We start from the raw sequence: 14,310 nt of genomic DNA, 5'->3' as shown, positions 1-14,310 counted from the left end.
CGCACCGCGATCATCGTATCTCCCTACTTCCCGCCTTCGACGCTAGCCGGCGTGCATCGTGCGCGGCACTTGGCTAAGCACCTGCCTGCAAGCGGGTGGACGCCAATTGTAGTTACGGTAGACGAAGCCTTTCACGAGGAGCGGCTCGATCGGGATCTTGCTGCGTTGGTTCCCTCTTCGGTGGAGGTGGTGAAGGCAGCTGCGCTTTCCTCGAAATATTGCCGCCCATTGGGGCTAGGCGAAATTGGCCTGCGCGCTTGGCGGCCGCTGCGCGCCGCAGTCATGAAGTTGCTCGCCACCCGCTCTGTGGACGCAGTTCTCATTACCGGCTCGCCGTACTACCCAATGCTGTTCGCAGCGGAAATCAAGAGACGATTCGGCGTACCCGTCGTGCTAGATTTCCAGGATCCATGGGTGTCGGCGTGGGGCGCCGAGCAGACGCTCTGGTCGAAGGCGGGCATATCGCACCGCTTATCTGTGGCCCTCGAACCCAGGGCCGTGCGTGCAGCCGACTTCATCACATCGGTTTCGGAAACGCAGAATGAACAGATGGCTGCACGCTATCCCTGGCTGGACCCCTCACGCTTGTCGCCAATTCCGATCGGCGGCGATCCGGACGATTACGAGATGCTACGGCAGCATTCTGCCAACGATAGGTTTGGCCTTTTCGATCCGAGCGTGGTGACGCTGAGTTACGTCGGCACGTTCATGCCGCGCACCGAGCCGCTGATGAGGGCGTTTCTTAGCGCCTTCGCGGAGGCGCGCGGGAGATCGCCGAACGCGATGGCCAACGTGAGGCTTTTGTTCATCGGAACCAGCAACCAGCCAAATAATACTGACCACTTCCGAGTCCAGCCAATTGCGCAAGCGCTCGGCATCGGGGGCGTCGTCCGAGAAATACCGCAGCGGCTGCCCTATATGGAGGCCATCGGCGCGCTTACTCGTTCGGACGGCATTCTGCTTATTGGATCTGACGAGGTCCACTATACTGCATCCAAGATCTACCCTGGCCTGATGTCAGGCCGGCCGTACTTATCGCTTTTTCACAAACGCAGCAGCTCGCATGAGATCCTATCGGCTGCCGGTGGAGGCATCTCGCTAGCTTTCGAAACGAGCGACGATCTCTCCGCGATGGGCGATGCGATAGGTTCAGCCATCGTGCGTCTTGTGACTGATCCGGGCTCACTCGGTCGTGCTGTCCCGACAACTTATGCTCCCTACACGGCACGCGCGATCTCTGCCCAATTCGCGGCAATCTTCGAACGTATTGCCGCTGAACGGAAACGTGCTTGATGCGTCTCGCCGTCGTCACGTCGCACCCCATCCAGTATCAGGCGCCGCTATTCCGTGCTCTGGCGCAGCGCTGCGACCTCCATGTGCTTTTTGCGCATCGCGCAACGAAAGCAGACCAAGCCGCCGCCGGTTTCGAGGTCCCATTTGATTGGGACGTGGATCTGACGAGCGGCTACTCTTCCACGTTCATGCGGAACGTTTCCAGCCAGCCCAGTCTCGAAGCGTTTAGCGGATGCGATACCCCGGACGTCGGCGGCGCCCTCGTTCAATACGCGCCAGATGCTGTGCTGCTGATGGGCTGGCACTTGAAGTGCTATTGGCAGTCCATTTGGGCCTGCCGCCGCGCACAACTGCCCGTGATGGTGCGGGGCGACAGCCATCTGAATACGCCGAGGCGACTTATCAAGCGCGTTGGTAAGGCAATGGTCTATCCGCTAGCGCTGAGAGTATTTGACGCAGCACTTTATGTAGGCGAGCAGTCTCGCCGCTATTGGCTGCATTACGGCTATCCAACCGACCGCATGTACTTCTCTCCGCACTGCATCGATAACGACTGGTTCGCCGAGCGCGCGACGTTGAGAGCTCGGGCAGAATTGCGTCGGGCCTGTGGTGTCGAGGAAGGCGTTACTCTGGCACTGTTTGCGGGCAAACTCGAACCCTTGAAACGCGTGGCCGACATTGTTGGTGCAGTGGCCCAGTGCCGCGCGACTGGCGAGCGCATTGAACTGATGGTAGCCGGCACTGGGAAGCTTCACGACTCGTTGCAGCACGTCGCTGCTGAGGCGGGCGTCCCATACCATGCACTCGGTTTCTGTAATCAATCTCGAATGCCGAGCGTCTATGCCGCTGCGGATATTTTGGTGCTCGCATCGGAGAGTGAAACCTGGGGCTTAGTAGCGAACGAGGCGTTGGCTTGTGGCAAGCCATTGATCGTATCTGATCGGTGTGGTTGCGCTTACGACCTGGCGGCTGACGGAACTGCGGGCTCTGTCTTTCATTGTGGCGATGTCGCCGACCTTGCCCAATCGATGCGGCGACTTATCGATCAGCCGCCGTCGCACGATGCTATCGCAGCCAAAGCTAACCGCTACAGCATCGACACAGCTGCCAACGGCATTGTTGAAGCCATGAGCGCCTTCCAGCCAACCGAACGCAGTAGAGCCAGACGTGGCTGACCCGCCGCGAATATTGGTGCTGTTTGGCGGCGTCGCGCTGTTCGGCGCCGAGCGCGGTAATATTGAGGCGCTGGTGGCTCTGAAGCGACAAGGTGCGGAGGTTCTATTTCTATTATCGGACGAGCGATGGAATACGATCATCCCGCTAGCCCTTGAGGAACGCGGCTTCGCGTGGCGCAAGGTTCCATACCTTTGCATCGGCAAGGGACTCACTTGGTACAAATTGCTGTGGGGAAACGCACGCCGCCTTGTGCAGGCCAACATCGCTTTCCTTCGCGCCGTGCGCGACTTCAAACCGACGCACATCCATGTCAACAGTCAGTTTTTCGTAGCGAACTTCCTTCTCGGGCTGACGCTGCTTCGCAGGCCACTGGTCTTCCGAGCGGGCGACGAACCGACTACGCATAACTGGTTTTGGCGGGCAGCGTGGCGTTACGTCGTCCACCGAACGGACAGGTTTGTGGCGAATTCGTCCTTCGTTGCAAAGTCGTTAGCTGCCAACGGTGTTCCCGAGCATCGCATCGAAGTTATTTACAATAAGCCTCCCGAGCGCATGAAAATGGCAAAAGAAGACCAGACAGCTTGGGCGCCGTTTGCTGGTCGCCTCATCGCTTACGTGGGCCAGATTGCGGAACATAAAGGCCCTCATCTGTTGATCGAAGCCTTTAAACATGTCGCGGGGGAGTTTCCAGATGTGCGGCTTGCGCTAGCTGGCCGCATTTCCGATTGGGCGGGCGACGCCTGGGCGCGTGACTTACGTAGCCGAACGCTCGCGGATCCCCCGCTTGCAAATCGGGTCGAATTTCTTGGGGTGATCGAGGACGTGCCCTGTTTCCTAGCTCAGTCAGCTTTCGTCGTTGTGCCATCGTTGTTCGCTGACCCCTCGCCAAACGTCATAGTGGAGGCTAAGGCGGCCGGTCGGGCGGTAATCGGGTTCCCACGCGGTGGCATCCCGGAGTTGATCCAGCATGGCGTCGACGGGCTTGTTTGTGACAGCGCCGATGCGGTAGCGCTTGTCCGCGCACTCAGGGCATATCTTACCTTCCCCGATCAGGCCATGGCAGCCGGTGAAGCATCGCGCCTGTCGCTCGCACACTTGCGGGTGCACGAGTTTGCTGAGCGCTGGGCGCATGTTTACCAAGTCGCCAGTGAAGAATACGGAATGCGGAGAGCGAGGGCGATGCCGCCGAAGAATCGGCGCCCACGGGGGCGGTCGATCTTTTCCGATCGCGGCTCGACCAGATCTTCTAAATGAAGCACGAACTGGGACAGCCTGCCGAGCAAGGCTCCCCTGGGACTGCTCGACGGCGAGATTGCCGCTCTACAGGTTCGGCGGGTATCGGGAGCCAGTTTTTGATGCCGCTGTTGCTGTTCAAGCAGATGTTCGCGCTGTCTGAAGCGAACACGTCTGCGAGCACTGTAGATCGTTGTTGTCGAGCGGGCTTCGCCTGCGTCAGCCAGCGCAGCCCAGCAGGCGGCGGGGCGCTACGCCCCACGCCAAGCAATCCAACTGCCGAGCCCGCGGCGTGTCCGGTGTCATTAAGCGCGAGCTCAGGCGACGCTCCTCTATCGAGGCGTGATCGGAGTGTGAAGGATGAGCGCCATACCCGCCGCTGCTGCCTTAAAGTTGGCGAAGACGACGCCGTGAACGTCGTCCTTTCCGCCGGCGGTTACAAATTCCGTATCAGCCTCGCTTGGTTGAGGACCTTCTTGCGCCCGATCCTGCACGCCCTCATTCGGTCGCTCGTGAATACGAAAACACCGGTAAGCGGAACTGCTTCAGCCTCTGTTGGCAACAAATGAAAACGTCAAACAGTATATGGGCGGCCCACCCGGTCAGAACGACGCAGCCAGCTTCTGGCTGGCTGCCTCCTTTTACACTGCCGCTCGTTGCCATTATTTTCTTCACCGTCGGCCTCGGTCCAAATACCGATCTGACAATCATTGCTCTTTTGATATTGCTTGTTGGTTCCGCACTCCTTTGGCGTCCGGGAGAAGTGCCAATCCTTCTTTTTGTTTTCGTGATGCAATGGATTGAAGCATCGATCGCCATATTTTACGCGAACGTCCGCGAACTCGATATTGGTCTGTTGGCGTCGACTGGCGCTGACATGTTCAATGCCACACTACTCACGCTTTTGGGGCTGCTCGCGCTTGCCTCCGGCATGCGCTTAGCAGCAGGACGTTCACGGCTATCCATATCGCTTCTATCGCGGGACCAGGTAATGCGAACTCCCGCGCGCGCCTGGATCCTTCTCTATGTAGTGGCATTCGTCATATCTTGGACAGCACAGATCTTAGCAACGATCATACCTGGATTGTCCCAGCCTTTCCTCGTGCTGGTCAATTTAAAATGGGCTGCATTCGTGGCCTTTACGTTTGCGACTTTTGTTAAACCGGAGAGTCTAAAATTCCCATGGTTCATAGCGTTTCTACTAGAATTGATTTCGTCGGTTGGTGGATATTTTTCATCCTTTAAGTTTGTATTTATTTTCACTTTCCTCGGTATCGCTGCCAGTGGGGTGCGATTCAAGGCGGCACAAATAGCCGGATTAGCCCTCGTTGCTGTCGCCGCTCTTTCACTTGGCGTTGTTTGGACCGCGATCAAGCCGGGCTATCGATCCTTTGTTGCCGGCGACCAAAAAGGTCAAATGGTTACTGTGAGCCGTACCGAGCAGGTAGGGAAACTCGTCGAACTCGCGACTAACATCGACTCTCGACAAATATCCGATGCTGTGCACCAGTTAATCCTTCGTATATCCTACGTAGAGATTTTCGGGGCCAGCTTGGACTATGTGCCGCGCGTGATACCCCATGCCTACGGAGAAATATGGCTAGACGCCATCTCAAGACCCTTCATGCCGCGCATTTTATTTCCCTCGAAATCTGCCATCGATGAGTCCACTCTCACTAATAAATACACCGGCCTTGGAGTTGCTGGATCAGAACAGGGTACTCAGGTGTCCATTGGATACATTGGTGAGGCATACATCGACTTTGGCAAGTTTGGAATGATGGTGGCACTGTTCGCGCTTGGACTAGCTCTTGGCAGGATCCATTTCTGGCTCACATTCGGTCGTCGCTCTCGCGGCATTATTGGAATGGGACTCTCCTCCGCAATTCTTCTGCCGGCTGCCGGCATAGGCAACAGCTCGGCAAAGATGCTTGGTGCTCTAGCGGTATCGGTCCTCGTTGTCTGGCTGCTTAATCGCTTCGCGTTGCCCAATCTCTTGCGAAGACTATCGCCCGCTTTGAGCGGAAGCCGGTGATGCGGATACTCCACATCGTCCCGACCTACCTGCCGGCGAGGCGATATGGTGGACCAATCTACTCAGTGCACGGATTGTGCCGCGGGCTCGCGCGCCGCGGGCACCATGTCGACGTCTACACCACGAACGTGGATGGCCCAAGCGTCTCTAACGTGCCGCTCAATGAGCCAGTGTTGCTCGATGGCGTAAACGTCACCTACTTCGCGACTGGCCTTGGACGACGACTCTATCGCTCGCCAAACATGGCTGCGGTTCTGTCACGCAACGTGAGCCGTTTCGACGTGGTTCATCTGCACTCGGTTTTCCTTTGGCCAACTGCTGCGGGTGCGGCAACGGCCCGGCTCGCCGGCATACCTTATGTCATCTCACCTCGAGGAATGCTCGTCCCCGAACTGATAGAGCGAAAGAGTAGACTTCTGAAATTAGCATGGATTAATTTGTTCGAGCGCCACAATATTGCAGAAGCCGCGAGCGTGCACGTCACGGCGGAAATCGAGGGAGTTAACTTGACCCGTCTAGGGTTAAAGCCCAAGCGGATTGACATGATCCCCAATGCTTTCGATCTGCCGCCTGAAGCCGTATCAATCTTGCCCGATGCTAAGCCGTCTTGCACCGATGGCGCCGTCGTTTTACATCTAGGGCGCATTAGCTGGATCAAGGGCTTCGATCGCTTGGTGCCGGCCATGGCGCATGTGCCAGGCGCGCGCCTGTTGATTGCCGGCAACGACGATGAGGGTTATACGCGCCAACTCAACGCGCTCATCGCGCAGCATGGCGTCGCTCCGCGCACCCAATTCCTTGGCGCGGTTCAGGGCCCCGCGAAATGGCAGGCGTTCGCCAGGGCCGACATCTTCGCACTTGCCTCCTATTCGGAGAATTTTGGGATAGCCGTGCTCGAGGCCATGGCATGCGGCATCCCCGTTGTAGTGACGCCGGAGGTAGGATTGGCCGACGTGGTGGAGCGGACTGGAGCCGGGCTCGTGGCGCAGGGCGATCCTGAGCAATTTGGCCGAGCTATCGCTCGTCTCGTCGCCGATCCGGCCTTGCGACGGCAAATGGGAGCGGCCGGTCGAGCGGCCGCTCGGGAGCACTTCTCGTGGTCCGCCGTGGCTGCGCGGATGGAGGCGCTTTACCAAGATTTGGTGTGTCAAGCGCCGCATCGGGCATCAATCGATGAGTGAACTCATCGCGCACCAAGTCACCGCCATGGTGATAACGTTTAACGAGGCGCCGAATATCGCGCGCTGTCTCGATCGCCTCGGCTGGGCCAGCCGAGTGTTGATCATCGACAGTGGCAGCAACGACGAGACGTTGGAGATTGCTAGAAGTTATCCCAACGTGGATATCGTCAAGCGTCCGTTCGATGACTTTGCGAGCCAATGCAATTTTGGCCTATCGAGCATCGACACGCGCTGGGTATTGTCTCTCGATGCGGACTACGAGTTGAGCGCAGCCTTGGAAGCGGAGTTTAGCACGCTTCGGGCCAGCACTTTTGCCGCCTACGAGGCATCCTTCGTTTACTGTGTTTGCGGTAATCCCTTGGGCGGCACGCTTTATCCTCCACGCCGCGTGCTCTATCGCCGGGACTGTGCGCGGTACCGGAACGAAGGGCACGGCCACCGAGTGGAGATCGATGGTTCCGTGGGGCGGCTCAAAGGCAAAATTCATCATGATGATCGTAAGCCGCTATCGCGTTGGCTTTCATCGCAACAACGATATGCTGCGCGCGAGGCAGACTATCTTCTGGTTAGCAATCGAGGCGATCTACGCTGGGCCGACCGTATCCGCCTGATGGCTTGGCCGGCTCCAATTGCCGTATTCCTGTACACCCTAATATTGAAGCGCTGTCTGATCGACGGCTGGCCGGGCTGGCTCTATGTGCTACAGCGCACACTGGCCGAGACGATGATTGCGCTGGAGCTTGTGGACCGAAAGATTAATGCAACAAGGCCACCTTCGGGGTGTGACTGAGGCGAAGACGAGCCAGTAGGAGTAAGAACCATTCGTCGTCGCAATTTTGAGACACCGAGAGCCGCCGATTGGAGGAGGAGGACTTTCAAACCTTCTTGATCGCTCTCATCATCATCATGTCGTCATAATGCTCGACGAATCGAATGATATGACCTTCGAAATCGGCGGACACGAAATGTCGTTTTCGTCAACAGAATGCGCGGCGTTCTGGCCTTGGGTTCAGAAAGATGAGCCATATAAACGCAGTATTCTTTAAGCTACGAATTTCGTGTCGCAAATGCTGACGACGGCCAACGCTGACTGCTAGGAAATCACGTGGAAAGCGACGAGTACAGATACACTCATGCTTCATCGACTTGGTCGGACAGCTATCTCTGGCCAGCATTGTCGCGGGAAGTGCAACAGCTTCGTGCGGACGGCAAAGGTCGGATTTTCGACCTTGGCTGCGGCAATGGCTATATCAGTGGAATGCTAGATGGTCTCGGGTTTGACGTTATCGGGGTTGACACGTCCGAAAGCGGGATCGCTCAAGCCGCGGCCGCACACCCCCGTTGCAGATTCGAGGTTGCGAATGCTTACGATGATCTCGCCAAACGTTATGGTCGATTTCCGGTGGTCGTAAGCGTTGAAGTCGTCGAACACCTATATGATCCGCACGGCTATGCGACCAGGCTGTTCGACCTCGTTGAGCCTGGCGGGACAGCGATCATATCGACGCCCTACCATGGATATATCAAGAACGTCGCGCTCGCTCTCACCGGCCAGATGGACAGGCATTTTGGCGCGCTCTGGGTCGGTGGGCACATCAAATTTTTCTCCATCGCGACACTAGGCAAGCTATTGGCCGACGTCGGCTTCGAGTCGATCAGGTTCTTAAGGGTTGGACGCGTTCCCCCGCTCGCCAAATCCCTGATGGCGATTGCGGTACGGCCACAACAGAATGGTAGTTCAGACTTAACATGATCATCCTCGGCCTCAATGCCTACCATGGCGATTCGTCCGCTTGTCTCGTTCGCGACGGTGTGATCGTCGCGGCGGCGGAGGAGGAGCGGTTTCGGCGAATCAAGCACTGGGCCGGATTTCCGTCCGAGTCGATACACTATTGCCTCAACGAGGCGCGCGCGACGCTCGCTGACGTCGACATCGTCGCCATTAATTCGAAACCTTCTGCTAGCTTCCTCAAGAAGATTGAGTTTACCCTACGGCAGAGGCCCGACTTCCGCTTCGTCGTAGACCGCCTGCGCAATCACGCCAAGCGTCAATCGATAGAGAGCGAGCTCTCTGCCGCATTTCCCGCAGCGCCTTTCAAGGGAAAGCTCCAGCGCGTAGAGCATCACCTCGCGCACATTGCCTCCGCATTCCTGGTCTCACCCTTCAAGGAAGCCTGCGTGGCGTCGATCGATGGCTTCGGCGATTTTTCCTCAGCCGCGTGGGGCGTCGGACGCGATAAGTCGATCAACGTCGAAGGGCGCGTGCATTTCCCGCACTCGCTCGGTGTGTTCTATCAAGCACTCACACAGTACCTTGGCTTTCCGCATTATGGCGATGAGTACAAAGTCATGGGGCTCGCGCCCTACGGCCGCCCGGAATACGTCGCCGCCTTGCGCCGCGTCGTGAAGCTCCGTGACAGTGGCCGCTTCGAAATCGACACTCGTTTCTTTCGGCATCATCGCGAAAAAATCGATTATGCCTGGGAGGGTGGCGCCCCGCGCGTGGGGACGCTCTTCTCGCAAGAGCTTGAGGCCTTATTGGGTCCGGCGCGCCACACGAATGAGCCGCTGGAGCAGAAACACCGGGATATCGCGCGCTCCGTTCAAACGGTATATGAGGAAGCCTTTTTTCATCTCATTAATCATCTGCACGATAAGCATCGGCTGGATAGCCTTACGCTAGCCGGCGGTTGCGCAATGAATTCGGTGGCAAATGGCAAAGTTGTCCGTCAATCGCCTTTCCGACGCCTCTACGTGCAGTCGGCTGCAGGAGATGCGGGTGGCGCCATCGGCGCGGCGATTTACGCTTGGCATCAAAGGGAGCAATCCGAAGCAACCGTTACTAACCCCGACGCGCCAATCTGCGTGCTGGCGGGTGATGCGCTGATCAGACGTACTGTCATGGATCATGCGTACCTTGGTCCTTCGGCAAACGATGACGAGATCGCAGAGCTGCTTAAGGAGCGAGGCGCAGACATCCATGACAGCGGTTGCCGGGTCACACGCGCCACGGATGAGGCGCGCCTCTGCCAGATGACGGCGGAGGCCATCGCTCGCGGTGAGGTTGTCGGCTGGTTCCAGGGACGGATGGAATGGGGCCCGCGAGCCCTCGGTAACCGGTCGATCGTCTGTGATCCACGGCGTGCCGATATGAAGGACGTCCTGAACCTGAAGATCAAGCGCCGCGAGAGCTTTCGACCTTTCGCTCCCTCAGTGCTGAAAGACCATGTGCTCGAGTGGTTCGAGGAGGACGGCGACGTGCCTTTCATGATGCAGGTCTACCAGATCCGCGCTGAGAAACGCACGCTCGTGCCGGCGGTTGCCCACGTCGATGGGTCGGGTCGGCTGCAGACGGTTTACCGACAGACAAATCGGCGATATTGGGGCTTGATCGAGGCGTTCCGGGAGATCACAGGCGTGCCTATGGTGCTCAACACTTCATTCAACGAGAACGAGCCTGTGGTCTGCAAGCCCGTCGAAGCGCTAGACTGCTTTTTACGCACTAAAATGGATGTTTTGGTGCTGGGGGATTGGTTCATGCACCGCGCCAATAGCTGAAGCGCGATCGAAAGCTGTGCGCCATCCTGCGAGTAATGCGCAGCATCGTGACACTCGGTGCAACACAAGCCAACGGCGGACAGGGCCAAAAAGGTCTCTGCCCCCTTCCCACGCATTCTGACTTTTAAGAGGGCCACGGAGTTCTAATGACCACTCTCCTTGAGACGAGCACCGCAAATCTGGAAATGCTTATTTCGCGCATTTCCGCTCGCGACTATACGATCGGTATCATTGGCCTTGGCTACGTGGGCCTGCCGTTGGCGCTAGTCGCAGCTCGAGCCGGTTTCAAAGTGCTCGGGTTCGATGTCGACGAGCAGCGCGTCGAGGAATTGAACGCTGGCCGAACGTCGATAAAGCACATTCCCATCGATGCGATCGTGGCGGCTCGCGCCGGCGGACATTTCCGCGCAACTTCCGATGTCAGAGAGTTGTCGACGCCGGACGCAATCTTGATCGCGGTGCCGACCCCCCTCAATAAGTATCGCGAGCCAGATCTAACGTATATCGAACAGAGCGCTCGCGATGTGGCCAAGACTCTTCGTCCAGGCCAGTTGGTGGTGCTGGAATCGACGACGTGGCCAGGGACGACGACGGAGATCATGAAGCCCATTCTCGAGGCTGGTGGCCTCAGGGAGGGACGGGATTTCTTCCTCGCGTTCTCACCCGAGCGCGAGGACCCAGGCAACGTGGATTACGGAACTGCGACCATCCCGAAAATCATTGGCGCGGATCATCCGGCCTCTTTGGCGATCGCCAAGGCGGTTTACGAGGCGCTTGTCGTTAAGGTCGTGCCGGTGTCATCCAGCGCGACAGCCGAAGCGGCCAAGCTCACTGAGAACATCTTCCGATCGGTCAATATTGCGCTGGTTAACGAGCTCAAGATAGTTTTCGACAAGATGGGGATCGACGTCTGGGAGGTGATTGAGGCGGCAAAAACTAAGCCGTTCGGATACATGCCGTTCTATCCCGGACCGGGGCTCGGCGGCCACTGCATCCCGATCGATCCGTTTTACCTAACTTGGAAAGCGCGCGAGCACGAGGTCGCCACTCGCTTCATTGAGCTCGCTGGCCAGATCAACACCTCGATGCCGCATTATGTGGTTGAGCGACTCGCCGAAGCGCTTGACCGCCGCTTCCAGCGCGCCCTCAACGGCTCGCGCATTCTGATCATCGGCATGGCCTACAAAAAGAAAATCGACGACATGCGCGAGAGCCCGTCCCTCAAGCTAACAAAGCTGATCGAGAAGCGCGGAGCCTTAGTCGACTATCACGACCCCTTCATTCCGGAAATACCGCGCACACGCGAGCATCCCGAGCTCGCTGGCCGACGCTCGATTCAACTGACTGCAGAGCGGATCGCGGCCTACGACGCCGTGCTCGTATCGACAGATCACGACGAGCTAGATTGGCCTCTCGTGGTCGAGTCCGCCAAACTAATCGTCGATACCCGCAACGTCTGCCAGCGAAAAAATCTGTCTGGCGCAAACATCATCAAAGCGTGACGGGCTCGTACGGACATGAAACCGCGAGACTAATATGATCAAAAGCTATGCGTTGATCGGAGCGGCCGGATATGTTGCTCCGCGCCACCTGCGTGCGATCAAAGAAACCGGGGGCGTCCTGAAGGCTGCTGTCGACCGCTCCGATTCTGTGGGGGTGATCGATAGTTATTTCCCTGATGCGCACTTTTTCACAGAATTCGAGCGCTTCGATCGTCACATCGATCTCATGCGGCGGAAGGGGCATAAGATCGATTATGTGTCGATTTGCTCGCCAAATTATCTCCACGACGCGCATGTGCGGTTCGCACTGCGCTCGCGCGCCGACGCAATTTGCGAAAAGCCGCTGGTTCTCAATCCGTGGAATATTGGCGGCTTGGAGGAGTTGGAGAGGGAAACGGGTCAAAATGTATTCACGATACTGCAGCTGCGACTTCATCCATCGATCATAGCCCTTAAGGAAAAGATTGCCGGCGAACCGAAATCGAAATTGCACGACGTCAAGTTAACCTACATCACATCGCGTGGTCGGTGGTATTTCGCTTCTTGGAAAGGCGACGAGGCGAAGTCGGGAGGCATCGCAACCAATATCGGCGTACATTTCTACGACATGCTTAGTTTCGTTTTCGGCGACCTGCGCGAGAATATCGTTTATCATCGTGCCATCGATTGTGCCGCTGGTTACCTGGAGTATGATCGGGCGCGGGTTCACTGGTTCCTTTCGATTAATTCGCGTGATCTTCCCGAAGCTGTTGCAACGTCCAGGAAGACCTATCGTTCTATTACGATTGACGGGGAGGAGATTGAGTTTTCGGACGGCTTCACCGACCTCCATATTGCCAGCTATCAGAAAGTTCTGAACGGGCGCGGCTTCCGCTTGGCGGATGTGCGGCCTTCGATCGAGACCGTCGCCGCGATCAGAACCAAAGATGTCGATAAAGCTTTCGACCAGGTTCATCCTTTCATCGCCAAATTAGAGCGCGATCAACACAGGTACGAGCATGGATGGCCAGTTTGACCTGCGAGAGCGTCCTTGGCTGCTGGGCGTGCCCAGGGGAAACGGCTGAACGATTTCGTCCTGCGTCCCAGAGAGCGGTCATACGTTTGAGGCGTGTGAAAATCCGTTCCCGGCGCGGGCCGGATCAGATTGTTGGCATGTGCTGAAATTGGCGGACGCATCTTCGATGCGCACCTGACATTCGTCGTCGCAAAAAACCTTGTCCATCATCCAATGTAGGCAACACGACATCGAACACGATGCCCAAGTCCGCAGCGCCGCTATCAACCCCTGCAATTAGCATCATCGCGCCATCCGAGTATCCCTTCGCTGAGGGCCGCCTTTTCTGAATCGGGCGGAGACGCGAAGCTGCGGCGAACCTTGGAGTCACCCTTGGGGGTGGCACAGTCCCGACCACCTCACAAGGTGAGTGAGCGGGTCCTTCCCGAGGCCCTAAAACGCGCCGCGGGTCCGCTGCCGCATGATTTTCATTGAAAACACCCCCGAATTCGATAGTGACAATGCCTAGGCTGATCGACGCAGCCTCGCTGGCTACAGCGCTATGTACGAGCGCGCTTTGCGAGGCCGCCCGCATATTCAAAACTCAAGATTTTTGACGCATTCTTTATTGAGGGCGTTCGCCCCTAAATCCGCATTTCGGCGAAAATGGATACTCTTTTAAGAGGCGCTGTTGCTCCATTGACCGTTCGCATTCTTATGGCCGCTAATCGTGAACGCCGACTGACAATGCCCAAGTGCCGTTTCGGAGACCTTTGAGGGCGACGGCTGCTTGCTCTGGAGTTTGAAAGTTCAGTGGGATTAGGCCGCTATCCAGCGGCATTAGGAGGCGGGTGGACACGATAGTTCTGTCGCCAATTTTAACATAACTGCGATGACTATGGTCGATACGGCGAAGAGACTACTTGGCGACATTGGCGTTACGCCTCCACCTGACGGGAAACCTTGCATGCACGATTACACGCTCCCGGCCGAGGCGGGAATAACCGAGCTTGCGGAAGCGGCGGGCCTCTCGCGCGATCGTGCGAAGCAGGTCCTCGATACCGCGAAGATCAAGCGAGACAAGTATCGCAAGTATCCGACCGAACTGGCAATGCAGGCGTTGCTCGCGTTCAGCGACGCGGGCAAAGCGACCGGCCACGCCTTGAACGGCTATGGCAACCCCGACACGCGCAATGATCATATGCAGGCGCTCGCCGCCGCTCGCGCGACTGCCGAGGCGGCTCGGGCCAGAAAGATCGAACTAGGGCTCGGACCTATAAAGTTGTTGGCTTGGGCGCGATGTCGTGATTCACAGCTTCCGAAAGGAAGCGCCAATGA

At 57.4% G+C, this 14,310-nt stretch carries 11 protein-coding genes; all 11 read left to right on the top strand.

Translation table 11 applies throughout. The annotated features are described in order from the left end of the window. The first annotated feature begins 69 nt into the window (after positions 1-69). A complete protein-coding gene (locus tag HUN39_RS16700; RefSeq protein WP_175095578.1) occupies positions 70-1,293 on the top strand; it encodes a glycosyltransferase in 1,224 nt (407 codons plus the stop codon). After that, positions 1,293-2,468, top strand: a complete 1,176-nt coding sequence (locus HUN39_RS16695) for a glycosyltransferase family 4 protein (RefSeq protein ID WP_232366170.1) — start codon at positions 1,293-1,295, stop codon at positions 2,466-2,468. Before HUN39_RS16700 ends, HUN39_RS16695 begins: the two co-directional genes overlap by 1 nt. Next, positions 2,461-3,723 (top strand): glycosyltransferase family 4 protein, encoded by a 1,263-nt coding sequence (locus HUN39_RS16690; RefSeq protein ID WP_175095576.1) that lies wholly within the window; start codon positions 2,461-2,463, stop codon positions 3,721-3,723. Before HUN39_RS16695 ends, HUN39_RS16690 begins: the two co-directional genes overlap by 8 nt. 544 nt (positions 3,724-4,267) lie before the next feature. Then, positions 4,268-5,737, top strand: coding sequence for a hypothetical protein (locus HUN39_RS16685; RefSeq protein ID WP_175095575.1), 1,470 nt, complete (start codon positions 4,268-4,270; stop codon positions 5,735-5,737). Next, on the top strand, positions 5,737-6,918 hold the full coding sequence (locus HUN39_RS16680) for a glycosyltransferase (RefSeq protein WP_175095574.1): 1,182 nt from the start codon (positions 5,737-5,739) through the stop codon (positions 6,916-6,918). The genes HUN39_RS16685 and HUN39_RS16680 overlap by 1 nt, the downstream gene beginning before the upstream one ends. Further along, on the top strand, positions 6,911-7,708 hold the full coding sequence (locus HUN39_RS16675) for a glycosyltransferase family 2 protein (RefSeq protein ID WP_175095573.1): 798 nt from the start codon (positions 6,911-6,913) through the stop codon (positions 7,706-7,708). The genes HUN39_RS16680 and HUN39_RS16675 overlap by 8 nt, the downstream gene beginning before the upstream one ends. A gap of 315 nt (positions 7,709-8,023) precedes the next feature. Then, positions 8,024-8,671 (top strand): class I SAM-dependent methyltransferase, encoded by a 648-nt coding sequence (locus tag HUN39_RS16670; protein ID WP_175095572.1) that lies wholly within the window; start codon positions 8,024-8,026, stop codon positions 8,669-8,671. Then, positions 8,668-10,476 (top strand): carbamoyltransferase family protein, encoded by a 1,809-nt coding sequence (locus tag HUN39_RS16665; protein WP_175095571.1) that lies wholly within the window; start codon positions 8,668-8,670, stop codon positions 10,474-10,476. The genes HUN39_RS16670 and HUN39_RS16665 overlap by 4 nt, the downstream gene beginning before the upstream one ends. Before the next feature lie 146 nt (positions 10,477-10,622). After that, complete coding sequence (locus HUN39_RS16660) at positions 10,623-11,978, top strand: nucleotide sugar dehydrogenase (RefSeq protein WP_175095570.1); 1,356 nt, start codon at positions 10,623-10,625, stop codon at positions 11,976-11,978. Positions 11,979-12,012: 34 nt separating this feature from the next. After that, positions 12,013-12,993 carry a Gfo/Idh/MocA family protein gene (locus tag HUN39_RS16655; RefSeq protein ID WP_210267029.1) on the top strand — a complete coding sequence of 327 codons (981 nt, stop codon included), beginning with the start codon at positions 12,013-12,015 and terminating at the stop codon, positions 12,991-12,993. Positions 12,994-13,939: 946 nt separating this feature from the next. Further along, positions 13,940-14,310, top strand: a 371-nt coding sequence (locus tag HUN39_RS16650; protein ID WP_175095569.1) for a hypothetical protein, incomplete at its 3' end; no start/stop codon positions are given.

This window comes from Methylocystis silviterrae (genome assembly GCF_013350005.1).
GTDB classification, from domain to species: domain Bacteria; phylum Pseudomonadota; class Alphaproteobacteria; order Rhizobiales; family Beijerinckiaceae; genus Methylocystis; species Methylocystis silviterrae.
This window is presented reverse-complemented; position numbering and strand designations above follow the sequence as displayed.